The following is a 17953-nucleotide window of genomic DNA, read 5'->3' as shown; positions in this document are numbered from 1 at the left end:
GATATCCTCTTACAGTTTCACGCAGATATTGGTCGGTTCGGAATAGAAATTCAGCGAATGCTCGCCGCCCTCGCGCCCGATGCCCGACAGCTTCATGCCGCCGAAGGGGGTGCGGAGGTCGCGCAGGAACCATTCGTTGACCCAGACGATGCCCACCTCCATCCGCGCCGCGACGCGGTGCGCGCGTCCCACGTCGCGCGTCCAGATCGCCGCGGCAAGGCCATAGTCGGTATCGTTTGCAAGCTCGATCGCTTCCTCTTCACTGTCGAAGGGCGCGATGTGGCAGACGGGACCGAAAATCTCCTCGCGTACGCAGCGCGCATCGGGGCCGAGGCCGGTGAGGATCGTCGGCTGGACGAACGCCCCGCCCGCGAGCGCGCCGTCGAGTTCGGGGATACCGCCACCGGTGACAACGGTCGCACCCTCGTCGCGCGCGAGCGCATAATAGGACAGCACCTTCTCGCGGTGGCCGTGCGAGATCAGCGGACCCATGTCTGCGCCTGACCAAGGGTCGCCAACGGTCAGCGCCTTCGCGCGTTCGGCGAGCGCGGCGACAAAGCGGTCGAAGATCGGCCGCTCGACATAGATGCGCTCTGTGCACAGGCACACCTGCCCGCAATTGGAGAAGACCGAGCGCACCGTCCCCGCAACCGCCTCGTCGAAATCGCAGTCGGCGAAGACGAGCGCGGCATTCTTGCCGCCGAGTTCGAAGGAGACGGGTTTCACGCCTGCTGCCGCGACGCGCATGATCGCGCCGCCGGTCGCCGATTCCCCGGTGAAGGTGATCGCGTCGATGTCCGGATTGGCGGTCAACCATTCGCCGGTCGAGTCCGCGCCGAAGCCGTGGACGAGGTTGAACACCCCCGGCGGCACTCCCGCCGCGTCCATCACCTCGGCGAGCAAAGTCGCGGTCGAGGGGGTTTCCTCGCTGGGCTTGACCACCACGACATTGCCGCACGCCAGCGCGGGCGCGACCTTCCACGTCATCAGCAGCAGCGGCAGGTTCCACGGCGACACGATCGCGACCACGCCGAGCGGCCGTGCGACCGCATAGTTGATCGCGCTGCGCCCGTCGGGCAGGTCGGTGCGGAAGCTCGGCATCGCGCGCGCTTCGGCGATAGCGGCGAAGGCGCGGAAATTGGCGGCGCCGCGCGGAATGTCGATCGTTCGCGCCTGATGCAGCGACTTGCCGGTATCGGCGATCTCCGCCGCCGCGAACTCGTCGAAACGCGCCTCGATCCCCTCGGCGATGCGGACGAGCAGCTTGCAGCGCTCGGCCTGCGACATCTTGCCCCACGGCCCCTTGAGCGCGGCGCGGCCCGCCGCAACGGCGCGATCGACGAGGTCGCGGCTCGCGAGCGACACGCGGCCCGCGACGCTGCCGTCGACCGGGTTCACATTGTCGAACCAGCCGTCGCCCTCGACGAAGGCTCCATCGACATAGTTCAGCACCGGCCGTTCGGCGAAGGGATAGGCGCTCATGCCGCCCCTCCGACCGCGACATAGCCCGCGGCATTGCTGTGCGCGGGGCCGGCCTTGCCGACATGCCCCGCCATCTGGAGCAGCGACAATATCGTGTCGTTGAACTGGGTCGGCGCTTCGAGGAAAGCCGAATGGCCCGCATCGTTGACCTCGACGAGGAAGGAGCCCGCGACATCGGCCTGTGCAAGGCGCACTGCCTCGATCGGGAAAAGCGCGTCCTCGACCCCGCAGAGGAAGAGGATCGGAAATCCCTTGCCGCCGAGATCGGCCGCCGGGCGCGCCTCGAAACGGCCCGCCAGGCTGTGACGATCGGCGGCGTTGAAGCTCGCGATCTGGCTATAGAGCGTTGCGAGCTCGCGCGGCGCGCCGGCGCCGAGGACGCGTTCGATCTGCGACAGGTCAGCGGTCTTTGCCCGCGCGGCGTCCATGATCGTCTTGATCTCGCCCGTCTCGGCGATACCGTGCAGGCTGTCGCAGATGGCGAGCGCCGCGACGCGCTCCGGGGTGCGGTGGGCGAAGCCGACGCAGGTGCCCGCGCCCATCGACTGGCCGACGAGCGCGGCCTTCTCCACGTCGAGATGATCGAGCAGCGCGGTCAGATCGTCGACAAAGGCGTCGCGCCCACGCCCGTCATGGTCGCGCGACAGGCCGAAGCCGCGATGGTCGAAGGTGACGACGCGGTTCGAACGCGCCAGCGCATCGATCTGCCGATACCAGATCGCATGATTGCCGCCGATGCCGTGCGCGAGCACGACCGCCGGTCCTTCTCCGTGCGTCTGCCACCAGATTTCGGCGCCCGCCGTCGCCAGAATCCCGCTGTCCATCACGATACTCCCATCAATTTGCTGAGCCGCACGACATAGTCGCCGAACGCCGGGTCCTCGCGCGTCGCGCTGGGGTCGCGCGGGCGCGGCAGGTCGATGCGGACATCCTCGATAATCGTCCCCGGCCGCTCCGACATCACCAGCACGCGGTCGGAGAGCAGCACGGCTTCCGAAATGCTGTGGGTGACGAGCAGCACGGTCTTGCGGTCGCGCTGCCAGATGCGGAGCAGTTCCATGTTGAGCCGGTCGCGGGTCAGCGCGTCGAGCGCGCCGAACGGCTCGTCCATCAGCAGCACCCGCGGCCCGCGCGCCAGCGCCTGCCCGATCGCGACGCGGTGGCGCATCCCGCCCGACAGTTCGCCGGGATAGCTCGCCTCGAAGCCCGTCAGCCCCAGCGTCTCGACCAGCGCGGCAATTGCCGCTTCGTCGGGGCGCTTCGCCGCCGGGTCGAGGTCGACGCCGAGCAGCAGATTGTCGCGGACATTGCGCCACGGCAGCAGGTTCGAGGTCTGGAAGACGAAACCCATGTCGGCAGTCGGCGCGGTGACCTCGGCGCCGCCGAAGCGGATGCTGCCTTCCTCGAAGGGAACCAGCCCCGCGATCAGGCGAAGGAGCGTGCTCTTGCCGCAGCCCGAGGGGCCGAGGATCGAGACGAATTCGGCATCGCCGATCTCGGCGCTGACGCCTTGCAGCACCTGACGGCCGCCGAACAGCTTGCCGGCGTTCGAGAGGGAAATCACCACGCTCATGCCGCGCGCCACCAGATGAAGCGCTCCCAATAGGCGACGCCGTAGAAGAGCAGGAGAGAGAGGATCGTCACCGCGATCAGCGCGGCGAAGGTCAGCGTCGTGTGCCCCGAACCCGAGGCGGTGAGGATGAGGTTGCCGAGGCCGTCGTTCGAGCCGACGAACTCGCCCACCACCGCCCCGATCACCGCGAGCGGCATCGCGACCTTGCACCCGTCGAGAAAGCTCGGCAGCGCGGCAGGAAGGCGGAGGCGCCAGAAGGCCTGCATCGGGGTGGCGCGCAGCGCCCGGAAATGCTCCTCGAGATGCGCCGGAGTGCTGGCGAGCCCGCCGAGCGTCGCGATGATGATCGGGAAGAAAGCGAAGAGGAAGGCCATGATCAGCTTCGACGCGAGGCCATAGCCGAACCAGACGACGATCAGCGGCGCGAGGCCGATCTTGGGGATCGATTGCAGCGCGACGAACAGCGGATAGACGGTGCTTTTCGCGGTGCGCGAGAAATGGATCAGCGCCGCGATCGGCACCCCGAGCGCGACCGCGATCAGGAACCCCCAGAACACTTCGGTCAGCGTGACGAGGCTTTGCGACAGGATCGGCCCGCGCGACTGCCAGAGCTCGCCGAGGATCGCGCTCGGCGGCGGCAGCAGATAGGAGGCGATGCCCGACGCGCGAACGCCATATTCCCACGCCAGCCCGAGCAGCAGAAAAAAGCCCGCGCTGATCGCGGTATCGCGATTGAGCAGTCTGCTCACGCGTCGTCGCCCTTGTCGAGCAGCGCCTGAATGCGCGCGGGCGGCGGCACGAGGAATTTCTCGAGGTGCCAGCGGTCGAAGGTTTCGAGATCTTTCCCGTCCCACACCGAGGGCGCATAGGGGCTGTCGGGGGTGATCTGCGTCATGTCGGTGTAGAATTCGACATTGTTGCCGTCGGGATCGCGGAAGACGAGGAAGCTGTTCGCCCCCGGCCCGTGCTTGCCGATGCCGCGGTCGATGGGGATACCGCGCGCGACCAGCATCGCCGCGACCTGCTCCATCTCCTCGATCGTTTCGAGGCGGTAGGAGAAATGCTCGACGGCGGGATAATGACCCTCGGGGATCGCGCTGTGGCCGGGGGGAAGCTGAAGCAGCGCGAGGTCGTGATGATCGACGCCCGCGCGCAGGAACACCATATGGTGGTCGATCCAGTCGGACACGGTGAGCCCGATCACCTCGGTATAGAAAGCGAGGCTGCGGTCGATGTCGCGTACCTTGAGCACGAGGTGGCCGAGCCGCGTCGGGCGCGGGCGGTAGGAACCGGGATCGGTCATGGCTGATTCCCCATCGGAACGAAGGCGTTGGTGAAGAGCTGCGGCATCTGGTCGAAGCCCTGAAGCTGGCCGCTCGCCTGCAGCGTGGTGACGGTGCGCTCGATCTTCTCGGGCGCGAGGCGGTGCGAGCCGCCCTCGGCCGCCATCAGGTCGGCGGTTTCGCGGATCTGGCGTTCGGTGACGGCCTCGTCGAGCAAAGGATAGGCCTTGCGGATGATCGCGAGCGCGCCCTTGGGATCGCGCGCCGCGTCGGCATAGCCGCGATAGGCGGCCTTCAGGAAAGCGCGCACCAGATCGGGCTGCTTTTCGATCAGCGCGTCCTGCGTCGCGAAACCGCTGCCGTAAACGTCGAGCCCGAAGTCGGCATAGGTAATGCGCCCGATGGTCACGCCCTTCGCCTTCGCCGCCTTGTCGAACAGCGCCATCGAATTGCCGAGCCAGCATTCGGCGGCGTCGATCCGTCCCTCGACGAGCGAAGAGACGACGATCGCCGGGTCGAGCTGGATCTGCTCGACGCGCGCCGGGTCAACGCCATTATCCTTGAGCCATGCCGGGAGCAGCGCCTGAATCATCGAGCTTTGCCCGGCGCCGAAGCGCAGGCCTGCAAGGTCGGCAGGCTTCGCGATATTGTGCCGCTCCTTGACGAAACAGGCGCCGGCGGGAAGCCGCATGTTGATGCCGCCGATCATCCGCACCTTGCCGCCCTTCGCGCGGCTGAGCGCGACCGACAGCGGATCGATATAGGCGAATTCGAACATGCCCTGGTCGAGCTCGTTCGCGGTCCGCATCCCGCCGAAACCGCGCACCGGCTCGACCGCGAGCCCGGCGTCAGCGAAATAACCCTTGTCGATCGCGACGAAGATGCCCGCCATGCTGCCCTGCGGCAGCCACGCCATGTTGAAGCGAACGGCGCGCGCGCCCTCCGCCTGCTTCGCGACCTGCGGCGCATTGCCGCCGAACGTGCTCCACAGCGTCAGCGCGGCGATGGCTGCAACGACGAGCAAAGGCGCGATCAGCGCGCGGCGCGAAAAGGCGGTCTTCGGCGTCATGCGCGCGGCAGGTGCGGCGCCGAGACGGGGTTGCGAAGCTCGCCTATGCCTTGGACCCAGGCATCCATCACGTCGCCGTCCTTCAGGAAGACGCCGCGCCCCATGCCGACCCCGGCGGGGGTGCCCGAGGCGATCAGGTCGCCCGCCTTCAATTCGAGGATCGTCGAGAGATAGGCGATCTGCTCATAGATGTTGAAGATCATCTCGGACGTGTTGCCGTCCTGCATAGCCTCGCCGTTGACCTTGAGGCCGAGGCGGATGTCATGCGGATCGCCGAGGCAGTCGCGCGGCACGAACACCGGGCCGAGCGGCGTGAAGCTGTCGAAGCTCTTGCCGCGGAACCAGTCGTGCGAGAAGGGAAAGTCGGTCCGCCGGGTGCGGTCGCGCGCCGACACGTCGTTGACGATCGTATAGCCCGCGATGAGGTCGTGCGCGTCGGCGACAGCGACGTTTTTCCCCGCACGGCCGAGCACGACGCCGAGCTCGACCTCCCAGTCGGGGCGCGACACCTGCGGGGGGACGACGACCGTCTCGTTCGACCCGACGACGCTCTCGACCGTCTTCAGGAAGACATAGGGCTCGCTCTCGGCCTTGGCGGCGAGCTTGGTCTTCATCTCGTCGGCATGTTCGATGAAGTTCGATGCGGCTGCGAAGATACGGCGCGGCTCGAACGGCGCCGCGAGCGCGGGCGCGTCGATTCCGCTCGCCGCGCCTTCCAGCGCGCGGGCGAGCGCGAACAGCCCGTCGCGCCGCGCGTCCCAGTCGCGGATGATCGCGGTGACGTCGCCCGCCACCGACGCGAAGCCATGCGCGTCGGCTGCAGCGTGCAGATCATGGAAAGCGTCGCCGACCCGGATCGTCGGGCGCGCGCCCTCGGGCGTGGCGCGGGTGGCAAGGGCAAAGCGGGTCATGCGTCGATCTTCCTTCTCAAAATGGCGCGCGAAGCCGGGCGCTGCGCAGCCGAATGCAAAGCCGGCGCCGATCGCCGCCAGCGCGGTGCGACGGTCGAGGGAGACATCGGCCATCGCATTTCACCCGAAGGCCCGGATCGGCATCCGCGCCGCCGCGACTGGTTCCCGTTCCGGTTTCAAAAACGCCTGCATGGCTCCCCCAAAATGCAGTCCTGCTTGTGCGGGGCGGACGATATGCAGTCAAAGATAGAAAATGCGGCTACCTATAACCAAAAATACATAGCCAGGGGATGATCAGCCTGGACGGAAACGCCGCGCTTCCCCCACCGTTATCCCGGCGAAGGCCGGGATGACGATTCCATCGAGCGTGATTGCGCTCCAGCCGATCGGCATCTCTATATCCGTTCAGAGATAGCGGGCCGGACAATCGATATTATCGCATATAACAGTGACGCCGTAGCGCGGCGGATATGAAGAGCATTGGCATCGCCGGTTTCGGCACCATCGGCCGCGTCGTCGCGCGCCATATCGAAGCAAGCGACCTGCCGCTGACGCTCGCGGCGGTGTCCGCAGGCGACCGCGCGCGCGCCGAGGCGGCGATGGCGAAGCTGAAACACCCCGTGCCGATCGTCGATACCGCCGAGCTCGTCGCCCTGTCCGACGTGATCGTCGACAGCGCGCCGACCGCGGCCTTCCGCGAGATCGCGGAGGCCACGCTGCGCGCCGGCAAGACTTTGGTCACGGTGAGCGGCGCGGCGCTGATGCAATGGCCCGAAGCCGCCGACCTCGCTCGCGCGCACGGCGGCCGCCTGATCCTCGCGACCGGCGCGCTGCTCGGGCTCGACGCGGTGCGCGCGGCGGCGATCGGCAATATCCATTCGGTGACGATGGTGACGCGCAAGCCGGTCCAGTCGCTGATCAAGGCCGAGCATGTCGTGCGCAATAACATCGACCTCACCGCGATCACCGAGCCGCTGAAAATCTTCGAGGGCAATGCGCGCGAGGGCGCGATCGCCTTTCCCGCCAACGTCAACGTCGCGGCGGCGCTGGGCCTCGCGGGCGTCGGCCCCGAACGCACCCGGCTCGAAATCTGGGCCGATCCGGCGCTCGAACGCAATACCCACCGCATCATCGTCGATTCGGACAGCGCGCGGCTCGAACTCGGAATTCAGAATATCCCGACCGACGAGAATCCCGGCACCGGCCGCATCACCGCGCAGAGCATCGTTGCGGTGCTGAACGATCTCGTCAGCCCGATCCGCATCGGCACCTGATTTTTCAAACGAAAGGTTCGAACCATGACCACCCGCCTCCGCCATGTGGCGATCGCATCCGCCGACCCCGACAATTCGGTCGGCTTCTTCACCGACGTCCTCGGCTGGACCGTCGCCGGCAAGATCGACAGCCGCAACGCGCGCGGCTATTATGTGACCGACGGCCACATCAACATCGCCCTGCTCTGCTTCAAGAACCGCCCCGCCGCGGGGATGGAGTTCCCCGAGGGCTATACCGGCCTCCATCACATCGGCTTCCAGTGCGATGATATCGCCGACGTCGTCGAGCGCTTCGAGAATTCGGGCTATGCCCCGCGCCACGACGTCAACCTGGCGCAGGGCCTCGGCAAGAATCCCGCGAAGGACAATGCCGAATACAAGATGGCGGGGCCGGAGAATGTCATGGTCGACGTCTCCGAGCGCGGCTGGGCGGGCACCGAGAGCTTCAAGGGCGCACCGCCGCCAGCATGAAATCGCAGCCATCCTGACAGACGAAAGCCGCCGAAGCCCATCGCTTCGGCGGTTTTTTTTGATTTGACGAAGATGCATGGAAAACGCGCTGCATCCTCCTCACTTCGTCATTCCCGCGAAAGCGGGAACCCAGTGTGGGGTCAGCCGACGCATGCTCTGGGTTCCCGCTTTCGCGGGAATGACGAATGTTGGGAAACAGCCGCTTCCTACCCCAATGCCGACGATGGCTACAGGTTCAGGAACGTCCGCGCGTTGCCGCTGAAGATCTTCACCTTCTGCGCCGGCGACAGCTCGCCATGCTCGCGCACCAGCGCGCCGATGTCCTGTTCGCCGAGCGGAAAGGGATGGTCGGAGCCGAGCAGGATGCGGTCCTCGCCCATCACGTCGACGAGCAGGCTGAGCGCGCGCGGGTCGAACACCGCCGAATCGACGAAGAAGCGATCGACATAGGTCGAGGGCGGATTCGGGCAGTCGACGCGAACGATGTCGCGATGCTTCCACGCATTTTCGACCCGGCCGAGCAGAAAGGCGAAGCTGCCGCCGCCGTGGCCGAAGCAGATGCGCAGGCTTCTGGGCAGGCGCTCGAACGCGCCCGACAGGATCAGCGACAGGATCGAAAGCTGCGTCTCGGCCGGCATCGCGACGAGCCAGGGCAGCATATATTTGGGCATCCGCTCGCGCGCCATCATGTCCCACGGGTGGACGAGCACCGCCGCGCCAACCTCCGCGCAATGGGTGAGGAAGGTCAAAATGCCTTCGTCGTCGAGATTGCGCAGCCCCATATGGTTGCCGATCTGGACGCCGAGATGTCCCGCCTCCATCGCGCGGCTGACCTCGGCGCACGACAGGTCGATGTCCTGCAGCGGCACCTGCGCGAGCGCTTTCATCCGCCCGGGCGCGTGGCCGCAAAAATCGAGCGCCGCATCGTTGAAGCGCCTGGCGCATTCGAGCGCCTGCTCCGCCGGGCGGCTGTAACCGAACATGATCGGCGTGGCGCAGATGATCTGAAGATCGATCCCCTGCTCGTCGAGCGCCTCGACGCGCCGCGCGGGATCCCACAATATATCCTCGACCGGGCGGAACGTCTTCGCACCCTGCATGATGAAGCCCTTGCCCGCGCCATCGTCGCGGAGCCACGGCAGCCCCTCGGCCTCGGCACGCGCACGATAGGCGACATCCATCGCAGGAAAGAAGTGGCTGTGCATGTCGATCACGGCCGCCTGTGTCGCACCCTCGTCCATCATGATTGTCGCCGCATCCTCGCCATTTCGCCATCCCGCGGCGTGCTGAAGCGCGCGGGCCATGCGGTTGAGTAACGAGGGTCAGCTATCAACAATAATCCCGAGACTTGCCCTAGCTATTACAAAACGGCTATATCTTCCTTGGGCCCGACACCGGCCCGCTCCCTCACCCGGCCTCCCATAGTTTGCCATCGTTAGGGAGGCCGGGTGAGGGAGCGGGCCGGCGCCGAACGCCAGGGGCTGCGGGAGATGCATCATGCCTAAATTTCACGAGAATTTCCTGCTGAGCCGGTTGAAGCTGCGCCAGCTCCGCCTGCTCACCGCCATCGCCGACGAGGGTACGGTTTTGAAGGGCTCGCAGGCGCTGAACATCGCGCAGCCCGCCGCGACCAAGAGCATCAAGGAACTCGAGGACGCGCTCGGCGTCCAGCTCTTCGAGCGCTCGTCGCGCGGGGTGACCCCGACCGATTTCGGCGCGGTGATGATCAAGCACGCCAAGCTGATCCTCGCCCAGCTTCGCCACGCAAGCGAGGAATTGCAATCGCTCGAGGAGGGTCTGTCGGGGCGCGTCCATGTCGGAACCTTGCTCGCGGCGTCGACCTCGCTGCTGCCGCGCGCGCTCGCGCGGCTGCGCGAGCGGCGGCCGGGGATCGCGGTGACGGTCGCCGAGGGGACGATCGACCGGCTGATGCCGGGGCTGCGCACCGGCGACATCGATGTCGTGCTCGGCCGCCTGCCCGAATATCGCGAGCGCGAGGGGCTGAAGCAGGAGGTGCTCTATCTCGACACGGTGTCGATCATGGTGCGCGAGGGACATCCGCTGGCGGCGCGCGCTTCGCTCACCCTTGCCGAGTTGGTCGAGCAGGCGTGGGTCATGCCGCCGACGCAGACGTCGCTGCGTCGTCAGATCGACCATGCCTTTCGCCACGAAGACCTCGAACCCCCACGCGACGTGATCGAATCGGTATCGATCCTCACCAACCATGCGCTGTTGGTCAGCACCGACATGCTCGCCGCGATGCCGCATCAGGTCGGGCTCGGCCAGGCGGGGCTCGTTGCGCTGCCGGTGACGCTGGAGGGCGCGAATTCGCGGATCGGCGCAACGACGCACGCGAACGTCGAACTGTCAGCGGCCGCCGCCTACTTCATGGGCGTCGTTCACGAGGTCGCCGCGGAGATCCGGGACGAACTGGGTCAGGATCAGGAGGTCCTCGCCGACCCCGCTGCGACGCGCCGCCAGACGAAGTAAGCGGCGGTGATCAGCACCAGCCACGGCCCGCCCGCGAACACCGCGACCTGCCAGTCGGCGTCGATCGCCATCGTCACCGTGATTGCGCCGAGCAGCCCCAGTCCCAGTATCTGCGCATAGGGGAAGAAGGGCATCCGCACCGGCAGGTCGGCCGCATGATGTTTGCGGCGGAAGCGCAAATGGCTGACGAGGATCGCGCTCCAGACGAGCAGCCCGCCGAACAGCACGATGCCGAAGAGATAATTATACGCGAGCGGGGTCAGGATCGACAGCGAGGCGGCGGCGAGGATGCCGATGCCGGTGACGATCGTCGCGCGCATCGGCACATGCTGCGCGTTGAGTTCGCCGAGCTTTCGCGGCGCATAGCCGCCGCGCGCGAGCGAGAAGAGCATCCGCGAGCCGAGATAGATGCTGGTGTTCATCGCCGACAGCGCCGCGGTCGCGACGACGAAGTTCATGAGGCCCGCCGCATAGGGAATGCCCGCGCTCGCGAACATCTTCACGAACGGGCTTTCGGTGACGACCTTCGCGCCTGACTCCGTCCACGGCAGGAACGCGACGATGATGAACAGCGCGAGGATGTAGAAGAGGAACAGCCGCGCCGCCATCGTCCTGAGCGCGGCGGGGATCGCGACCCTGGGGTCTTTCGCCTCGCTCGCGGTGCCGACGACGAACTCGAGCCCCATGAAGGAGAAGAGCGCCATCAGCACCGCCAGCCACACGCCCGAAAAGCCGTTGGGCAGGAAGCCACCTGCGAGCCCGGTGACGTTGTAGAGCCCGACCGGATCGCCGACCACGCCGAAGATGCGGCTTAAGCCCACGATGATGAAGGCGACGATCGCCGACACCTTGATCACCGTCAGCCAATATTCGACCGAGCCGAAATTATGCACCGCGCGCGTGTTGATCCAGACGACGGTCGCCGCGCTGCCGAGCGCCCACATCCACACCGGCGTATCGGGCAGCCACCAGCGCATATAGATGCCGACCGCGACCGCCTCGCTGCCGATCAGCAGCACCTGCTGGATCCAGTAGGTGTAGCGGACGATAAAGCCCATCATCGGCCCCAGATAGATTTCGGCATAGGTGCCGAACGAGCCCGCGGTCGGATGGACGACCGCCATTTCGGACAGGCTGAACACCATGATCACCGCGACCAGCGCCGCGATCGCATAGCTGACCAGCACGCCCGGCCCGGCATAGCCGATCGCGATCCCCGACCCCATGAACAGGCCGGTACCGATCGCGCCGCCGAGGCCGATCATGATGATCTGCGCCTTGCTGAGCCCACGTTCGAGCCCGGCCTCGCGGTCAAGATAGGCCTGTTCGTCCATGCTTGCGTCCCCTCCCCTGCCGCTCATGTCACCGCGTCGCGGACCTGATGCTCGGGCAATTTCCAGATGTCGCCGTCCATGATCGTCACCAGCCGGTCGACCGCGTCCCACACGTCGGCATAGCCGACATAGAGCGGCGTGAAGCCGAAACGCACCGTGTCGGGCGCGCGAAAATCGCCGATCACCCCGGCGGCGATCAGCGCGCGCATGATCGGATAGCCGTCGGCGTGCGCGAAGGAGACCTGGCTGCCGCGCGCCGCCGCGTCGCGCGGCGAGGAGAGCGTGAAGCCATGTCCGGCGCAGCGCGTCTCGACGAGGCGGATGAAGAGGTCGGTGAGCGCCATCGACTTGGCGCGGATCGCGCCCATGTCGGCGGCGAGGTGGATGTCGAGCCCGACCTCGACGAGCGCCATCGACACGATCGGCTGGGTGCCGATCAGGAATTGGCGGATGTCATGCTGCGGGCGGTAGCCGGGCTCGAAAGCGAAGGGCGCGGCATGGCCCCACCAGCCGGTGACGGGCTGGAGCGCCTGCCCCTGATGCCGCTTCGCCGCGAACAGGAAGGCGGGCGAGCCGGGGCCGCCGTTCAGATATTTATAGGTGCAGCCGACCGCGAAATCGGCATTGCAGCCGTTGAGGTCCACGGGCATCGCCCCGGCACTGTGGCACAGATCCCAGATCGCGAGCGCCCCCGCCGCCTGCGCGCGCGCGGTGATCGCCGCCATGTCGTGGATATGGCCCGACTTGTAATGGACATGGGTGATCGCGACCGCGATCGTCTCTTCGTCGATCGCGTCCGCAATCTCGTCCTTTTCGCAGAGCCGCACTTCGACGCGCCCGCCGGTCGCCGCGGCGACGCCCTCAGCGATATAATTGTTCGTGGGGAAATTGCTGCCTTCGAGGATCAGCACGCGGCGGTCGGGGCGCAGCGCGACCGCGGCCGACAGCAGCTTGAACAGATTCTGGCTCGTCGAATCGCAGACGACCACCTCGCCCGGCGCCGCGCCGAGCAGCGGCGCGAGCTTGTCGCCGAGGCGCACCGGCAGGTCGAACCAGCCCGCGCTATTCCAGCTTTTGATGAGGTCGGTGCCCCATTCGCGCGTCACCACCTCGTGGGCGCGCGCTGCCGCGCCCTTCGGCATCGCGCCCAGCGAATTGCCGTCGAGATAGATCATCCCTTCGGGCAGGTCGAAGCGGGCGCGGAGCGGTGCGAGCGGGTCGGCGGCGTCCATGCCCAGGCAGGCGGCGCGGTCGAGAGTATCAAGCGTCATGGAAACAAATCACCTTCGTCTGCGACATTTCGCGCGCGGCGAAGCGCACGCCCTCGCGGCCCATATTGCCCCGCCCCGCCCCGCCGAAGGGCATGGCGTCGAGGCGGTAATCGGTCGAATCGTTGATCATCACCCCCGCCGCACGCAGCCGCCGCGCCGCGTGGCGCGCGTGCCCGAGCGATTCGGTGAAGATGGCGGCGTGGATCGCATAGTCGGCGCGGTTGGCGGCGTCGATGGCTTCGCCCAAGTCGGCGAAGCGGAACAGGCTGACCACCGGGCCAAAGGCTTCGTGGCAGGCGACGCGCGCGTCGTCGGGGACGCCGGCGAGCACAGTCGGTCGCACCAGCGCCCCGGCGCGTTCGCCACCCGCGAGCAGGGTGGCGCCGCGCGCGACGGCTTCGTCGGCCCAGGCGAGGATGCGCGCGGCTTCGTCGCCGCCGATCATCGGGCCGACGTCGGTCGCGGGGTCCATCGGATCGCCGACGCGCAACGCCTCGGTGGCAGCGATCAGCTCCTCCCGAAAAGCGTCATAGATGGCATCGTGGGCGTAGAGGCGCTGGACGCCGATGCAATTCTGCCCCGCCGCGCCGAACGCGCCCGCGACGCAGGCGGCGGCGGCCTTTTCGACATCGGTATCGTCCATCACGATCACCGGGCCGTTGCCGCCGAGTTCCATCGCAACGCGCTTGATCCCCGCCGAGCGGCAGATCGCCTGGCCGACGCTGGCCCCGCCGGTGAAGCTGACCATCGCCACGTCGCCATGCCCGGTCAGCGCATCGCCGAAGTCGCGCCCGCGCCCGGTGAGGAGGTTCAGCGCCTCGGTCGGCAGCCCCGCCGCGAGCAGCAGCTTCGCGAGCATCACCGCGACGAGCGGCGCCTGCTCGGCGGGCTTGAGCACCACCGCATTGCCCGCAGCGAAGGCGGGACCGAGCTTGTGGCAGACGAGGTTGAGCGGATCGTTGAACGGCGTGATCGCGGCGATCACCCCGACGGGTTCATGGACATAATGGCCCGAGCGTGCCTCGCCGCCCGCAAAGCTGTCGAAGGCGATCGTTTCGCCCGCGAGCCGTACCGCTTCCTCGGCCGAGAGGCGGAGCGTGTTGACCGCGCGCGCCACCTCGCGCGACGCGGCGCGGATCGGCTTGCCGGTCTCGGCGGTGATCGCGGCGGCGAAGCGCTCGGCATCGGCCGCGAGCGCCGTCGCGGCGGCGTGGAGGATGCGCGACCGTTCGCCGGTCGACAGGTCACGCATCGCCTCGGCGCCGCGCAGGGCGCTCGCCACCGCGCGCTCGACATGGCCCCCATCGGCGCAGGCGACCGCGCCGAGCGCTTCGCCCGACCATGGGTTGACCACCGGCATCGTTTCCGCCGCCGCTTCCCAGCGGCCGCCGATCAGGAGCGACCGGCCGGTATCGACCGCGACATGCATCATGGCTTGTCCTTGCGGAGCACCAGCGCGTCATATTCGCGGCTGTCGAGCAGCGCCTCGACGATCACCGGGCCGTCGGCGGCGAAGCCGGCCTCGAGCGCAGCGCGGAATTCGGCGGGGTCGCGCGCAACCGTGACTGGCACGCCGAACAGCGACGGGCCGCCGATCGTGCCCTCGGCGCGCACCGGGGTGCCATAGATGGGATTTGCCTTCTTTTCCTGCTTGATGCGGATCAGCGCGAGGTCGTTGTCGGTGAAGACGACGATCACGATCGGTAGCTTCTCGCGCGCGGCGGTCGCGAGCTCGCCGACGGTCATCAGGAAGCCGCCGTCGCCGACGACGCAGCATACCGGCGTATCGGGGCGGCAGAGCTTCGCAGCAATCGCGGCGGGCAGGCCGAAGCCCATCGCCGACCAGCCGTTGGTCATGATCTGCGTCCCCGGCCGGGGCGTGCGCCAATGCTGGCCGATCAGATGCGTATGCGCGCCGACGTCGCAGGTCATGATGCCATCGTCGGGAAGCACGTCGCGGAGCACGTCGAGCGCCGCGCAGGGGCCGAAAGCCCCCTCGCGCGCCGCAAGCTTCGCGAACATCGCCGCCTTGCGCTCGCCGAGCGCGGCGAGGTCCCAGTCCTTGGCCTCGGCGGGCAATGCGAACAATGCGTCGAGCGCGGGCGCGATCGCGCCAACGGTCTCGGCGGCAACCGGATGCTTGGCGCGGTCGATGTCGGCAGGCGCAACGTCGATGCTGGCAAGCGCCAGCCCGTCCTTCATCCAGCTTTCGTAATTGAACTCGATCGGGTCATAGCCGACCGCGACGACCAGATCGGCCTCGGCATGGGTGAGCCCGACCGTGTCGGACAGCGCGTGAAAGAGGACGCCGGCGTAATTGGGATGATCCTCGGCAATCATGCCCTTCGCCATCGGGGTCAGCAGCACCGGCAGGCCGAAGCGCTCGGCGAGCGCGACGATGCGATCCTGCACCTTCGCGTGAACGGCGCCGAGACCGATCGCGAGCACCGGCCTTTCGGCGGCGGCGAAGGCAGCGACGAGCGCGTCGATCGCGGCGGCATCGGGCAGCGGCAGCGGGTCGGCGGCGAGCGCGCCGATCGTCGCGGCCTCGACCGCCTCCGCGCTCATTCCCTGCGGCAGCCCGACGTGCACGGCACCGGGGCGACCCGACAGCGCGATGCGCGCCGCCTCGGCCAGCGTGTCGACGGCGCTGTCGGCCGCGATCCGCATCGTCGCCTTGGTCAGCGGCGCGAACAGCGCCTGATGGTCGATCGCCATCTGCACCGTGCGGCCGCGCAGCGGCGCGGGCATTTCGTCGGTCAGCGCAATCATCGGCGAACGGTCGAGCGTCGCGCCGCCGACCCCGGTCGCGAGGTTGGTGGCGCCAGGCCCGAAGGTGCCGAAGCAGACCCCCGGTACCCCGGTCAGCCGCCCGCACACATCGGCCATGAAGCCCGCGCCGCCTTCGTGGCTGGTCAGCACGAAGTCGATGCCGTCGGTGGTGCGGATCGCCTCCATATAGTCGACCCAGCCGCCGCTCGGGACGCCGAAGATATGGCGCACACCCAGGTCGCGCAGCCCGGTCACGACGTTGCGGGCCACTGTGGTCGATGTCATGCGCGATCCTTCATGCGAGAGTGCAGTCGCACCCCGATTAGGCGCGGGCGCCATACACAAATAATATCAAATACCCGCGATGATATGGCGAACCAGTTATAGGAAGCGGTTCGCGATCGTGCCGATGCCGTCGATCCCGCCCTCGACGACATCGCCCGCCACGATGCGGCCGACGCCCGCAGGGGTGCCGGTATAGATGAGGTCGCCAGGCTTGAGTTCGACATAGGTCGACAGTTCGGCGATGATGTCGGCGACCGGCCAGATCATGTCGGCGATATCGCCGTCCTGCCGCGGCTCGCCATTGACCGACAGCCAGATGCGCGCGCTCGCGGGATGGCCGCTTTCGCTGGCGGGGCGGATCGGCGAGAGGACGGCGCTATGGTCGAACCCCTTCGCCATGTCCCACGGCCGCCCGCCGGCCTTGGCGTCGGCCTGCAGGTCGCGGCGGGTCAGGTCGTTGCCGACCGCGTAGCCGAAGATGCAGTCCGCCGCAGCGTCGGACGCGATGTTCGCGCCACCCTTCGCGAGCGCTACGACGAGTTCGATCTCGTGATGCAGATTGGCGGTGCGCGGCGGCATTGCGATGTCGGCCGTTCCCGCCACCAGCGCATCGGCGGGCTTCGAGAAGAAGAAGGGCGGCTCGCGCGTCGGATCGCCGCCCATCTCGCGCGCGTGGTCGGCGTAATTCTTGCCGACGCAGAAGATACGGCGAACGGGAAAACGCGCGCCGCTTCCGGCGATTTCGGCGGTGGGAGCGGGGACATCGAAACGCATGGGCAAATCCTCAGGCTGGCGGATAGAGCGCCGCGCGGCATTTGCCGAGGTCGGCGCCGTCGAGGCCGCTTTCCCTCACCGCATTCCACGGACTGCCCATCCTGTCTTCGGGGCGATACCAGAAGCCATAGAGCTTGCCGTTCGCCGCGACCAGTGTCGCCGCGCCGATGCTGCCTTCCGCCTTCGAATACCAGGCGAGCCGCATGATCCGCCCGAAGATCGTGCCGCGCAGCGTGCCGAGCCCGTCGTTATAACAGCCGAAGACCTCATTCCCCTTTTGCCGCAGCAGGATCGGGCCATATTCATGGGCGTAGACGCCGCTGGCGTCGGCGATGGCCGCGCCGCCGCGCTGATCGAGCGTGCCGAGGATCGCGAGGTCCGAAAGCCGCGTCTGGCCGCTGCCCGCCCAATTGCTGTCGATGCGCAGCCGCAGCCAGCGCGCGGCGGCCTGTTTTGGCAGCTTGACGACCGTCTGCCCGTCGGCCTTCGCCTCACCCTCGACTAGCGTCACATAAGGGCCCTCGGGCCCTGCGGTCGAGCCGAGCAGCGCGAAGCGCCGCACCGGTGAGCCTTCGGCGGTCTGCGACATCGACCCGTCTTCGCGCACCACCGGCTCGAAACGATTGTCGAGCGCGACGGCGTCGATCTTGCCGGTGCCCGCGAGCTCGAAATTCAGCGCATGCGGCAAGGTGATTCCCTTGTCGGACAGCCAGCCATAGGCCGGGCCGCCGTCGACGAGGTTGATCGTCCAGGTCGACCAGTGCCGCTTCGCCTCGCCCGCATCGGCCGCGGCGATGCCGCCCCAGCTGATGTGGAGGATATTGTCGCCCGCGGGTTCGGCGGACTTGGCCGCCGGCTTGTCGGGGGCCGCGTTCGAACATCCGGCAAGGAGCAAGGCTCCCGCCAGCGCCATCATGGCTGTACGCATCGGTTTGTCCTTCTAAAACATTTCTTCCGTCATCCC

18 protein-coding genes are annotated in these 17953 nt (G+C 67.5%); 4 read left to right on the top strand and 14 right to left on the bottom strand.

Features of this window, described 5'->3' with window-relative positions:
- Positions 1 to 9: 9 nt before the first annotated feature.
- Genes NP825_RS03300 through NP825_RS03270 form a run of 7 tightly spaced genes read right to left on the bottom strand, consistent with a single transcriptional unit; the run spans position 10 to position 6318 of the window.
- The gene (locus tag NP825_RS03300) at positions 10 to 1482 is read right to left on the bottom strand and encodes a 2-hydroxymuconic semialdehyde dehydrogenase (protein ID WP_257548357.1); all 1473 of its coding nucleotides are present in this window, start codon (positions 1480 to 1482) and stop codon (positions 10 to 12) included.
- Positions 1479 to 2306, bottom strand: coding sequence for an alpha/beta fold hydrolase (locus tag NP825_RS03295; RefSeq protein ID WP_257548355.1), 828 nt, complete (start codon positions 2304 to 2306; stop codon positions 1479 to 1481). The genes NP825_RS03300 and NP825_RS03295 overlap by 4 nt, the downstream gene beginning before the upstream one ends.
- Entirely contained in the window at positions 2306 to 3055 is a 750-nt protein-coding gene (locus NP825_RS03290) for an ABC transporter ATP-binding protein (protein WP_257548354.1), read from the bottom strand. Before NP825_RS03290 ends, NP825_RS03295 begins: the two co-directional genes overlap by 1 nt.
- Positions 3052 to 3804 carry an ABC transporter permease gene (locus NP825_RS03285; protein ID WP_257548353.1) on the bottom strand — a complete coding sequence of 251 codons (753 nt, stop codon included), beginning with the start codon at positions 3802 to 3804 and terminating at the stop codon, positions 3052 to 3054. Before NP825_RS03285 ends, NP825_RS03290 begins: the two co-directional genes overlap by 4 nt.
- Positions 3801 to 4358 (bottom strand): VOC family protein, encoded by a 558-nt coding sequence (locus NP825_RS03280; RefSeq protein WP_257548352.1) that lies wholly within the window; start codon positions 4356 to 4358, stop codon positions 3801 to 3803. Before NP825_RS03280 ends, NP825_RS03285 begins: the two co-directional genes overlap by 4 nt.
- A complete protein-coding gene (locus NP825_RS03275; RefSeq protein ID WP_257548351.1) occupies positions 4355 to 5407 on the bottom strand; it encodes an ABC transporter substrate-binding protein in 1053 nt (350 codons plus the stop codon). Before NP825_RS03275 ends, NP825_RS03280 begins: the two co-directional genes overlap by 4 nt.
- Positions 5404 to 6318 carry a fumarylacetoacetate hydrolase family protein gene (locus NP825_RS03270; protein WP_257548350.1) on the bottom strand — a complete coding sequence of 305 codons (915 nt, stop codon included), beginning with the start codon at positions 6316 to 6318 and terminating at the stop codon, positions 5404 to 5406. The genes NP825_RS03275 and NP825_RS03270 overlap by 4 nt, the downstream gene beginning before the upstream one ends.
- A gap of 21 nt (positions 6319 to 6339) precedes the next feature.
- Between NP825_RS03270 and NP825_RS03265 the strand changes: the two genes are divergently transcribed.
- The 3 genes from NP825_RS03265 (at position 6340) to NP825_RS03255 (ending at position 8063) form a co-directional block, all read left to right on the top strand.
- Positions 6340 to 6612, top strand: coding sequence for a hypothetical protein (locus NP825_RS03265; RefSeq protein WP_257548349.1), 273 nt, complete (start codon positions 6340 to 6342; stop codon positions 6610 to 6612).
- A gap of 176 nt (positions 6613 to 6788) precedes the next feature.
- Positions 6789 to 7592: an aspartate dehydrogenase gene (locus tag NP825_RS03260; protein WP_257548348.1), complete on the top strand. Its 804-nt coding sequence runs from the start codon at positions 6789 to 6791 to the stop codon at positions 7590 to 7592.
- 24 nt (positions 7593 to 7616) lie between these two features.
- Complete coding sequence (locus NP825_RS03255) at positions 7617 to 8063, top strand: VOC family protein (RefSeq protein ID WP_257548346.1); 447 nt, start codon at positions 7617 to 7619, stop codon at positions 8061 to 8063.
- 227 nt (positions 8064 to 8290) lie between these two features.
- Here NP825_RS03255 and NP825_RS03250 read toward each other — a convergent pair whose 3' ends face one another.
- Positions 8291 to 9367 (bottom strand): amidohydrolase family protein, encoded by a 1077-nt coding sequence (locus NP825_RS03250; protein ID WP_257548344.1) that lies wholly within the window; start codon positions 9365 to 9367, stop codon positions 8291 to 8293.
- 193 nt (positions 9368 to 9560) lie between these two features.
- Between NP825_RS03250 and NP825_RS03245 the strand changes: the two genes are divergently transcribed.
- Positions 9561 to 10553 (top strand): LysR family transcriptional regulator, encoded by a 993-nt coding sequence (locus tag NP825_RS03245; protein ID WP_257548342.1) that lies wholly within the window; start codon positions 9561 to 9563, stop codon positions 10551 to 10553.
- On the opposite strand, the gene NP825_RS03240 is transcribed toward NP825_RS03245, so the two are convergent.
- The 6 genes from NP825_RS03240 to NP825_RS03215 all read right to left on the bottom strand — a co-directional run bounded on the left by NP825_RS03240 (position 10505) and on the right by NP825_RS03215 (position 17917).
- A complete protein-coding gene (locus NP825_RS03240) occupies positions 10505 to 11887 on the bottom strand; it encodes an amino acid permease (protein WP_257548340.1) in 1383 nt (460 codons plus the stop codon). The genes NP825_RS03245 and NP825_RS03240 overlap by 49 nt on opposite strands.
- A 23-nt stretch (positions 11888 to 11910) precedes the next feature.
- Positions 11911 to 13158 carry a kynureninase gene (kynU, locus tag NP825_RS03235; protein ID WP_257548338.1) on the bottom strand — a complete coding sequence of 416 codons (1248 nt, stop codon included), beginning with the start codon at positions 13156 to 13158 and terminating at the stop codon, positions 11911 to 11913.
- Positions 13148 to 14590, bottom strand: coding sequence for an aldehyde dehydrogenase family protein (locus NP825_RS03230; RefSeq protein WP_257548337.1), 1443 nt, complete (start codon positions 14588 to 14590; stop codon positions 13148 to 13150). Before NP825_RS03230 ends, kynU begins: the two co-directional genes overlap by 11 nt.
- Positions 14587 to 16215 carry a thiamine pyrophosphate-binding protein gene (locus NP825_RS03225; protein WP_257548336.1) on the bottom strand — a complete coding sequence of 543 codons (1629 nt, stop codon included), beginning with the start codon at positions 16213 to 16215 and terminating at the stop codon, positions 14587 to 14589. The genes NP825_RS03230 and NP825_RS03225 overlap by 4 nt, the downstream gene beginning before the upstream one ends.
- 96 nt (positions 16216 to 16311) lie before the next feature.
- Complete coding sequence (locus NP825_RS03220) at positions 16312 to 16989, bottom strand: fumarylacetoacetate hydrolase family protein (protein WP_257548335.1); 678 nt, start codon at positions 16987 to 16989, stop codon at positions 16312 to 16314.
- A gap of 10 nt (positions 16990 to 16999) precedes the next feature.
- Positions 17000 to 17917 carry a hypothetical protein gene (locus NP825_RS03215; RefSeq protein WP_257548334.1) on the bottom strand — a complete coding sequence of 306 codons (918 nt, stop codon included), beginning with the start codon at positions 17915 to 17917 and terminating at the stop codon, positions 17000 to 17002.
- Positions 17918 to 17953 lie beyond the last annotated feature (36 nt).

This window comes from Sphingopyxis sp. DBS4 (genome assembly GCF_024628865.1).
Classification (GTDB): Bacteria; Pseudomonadota; Alphaproteobacteria; order Sphingomonadales; family Sphingomonadaceae; genus Sphingopyxis.
Note: the sequence above shows the minus strand (reverse complement) of the source record. Positions and strands in the feature narration are given on the sequence as shown.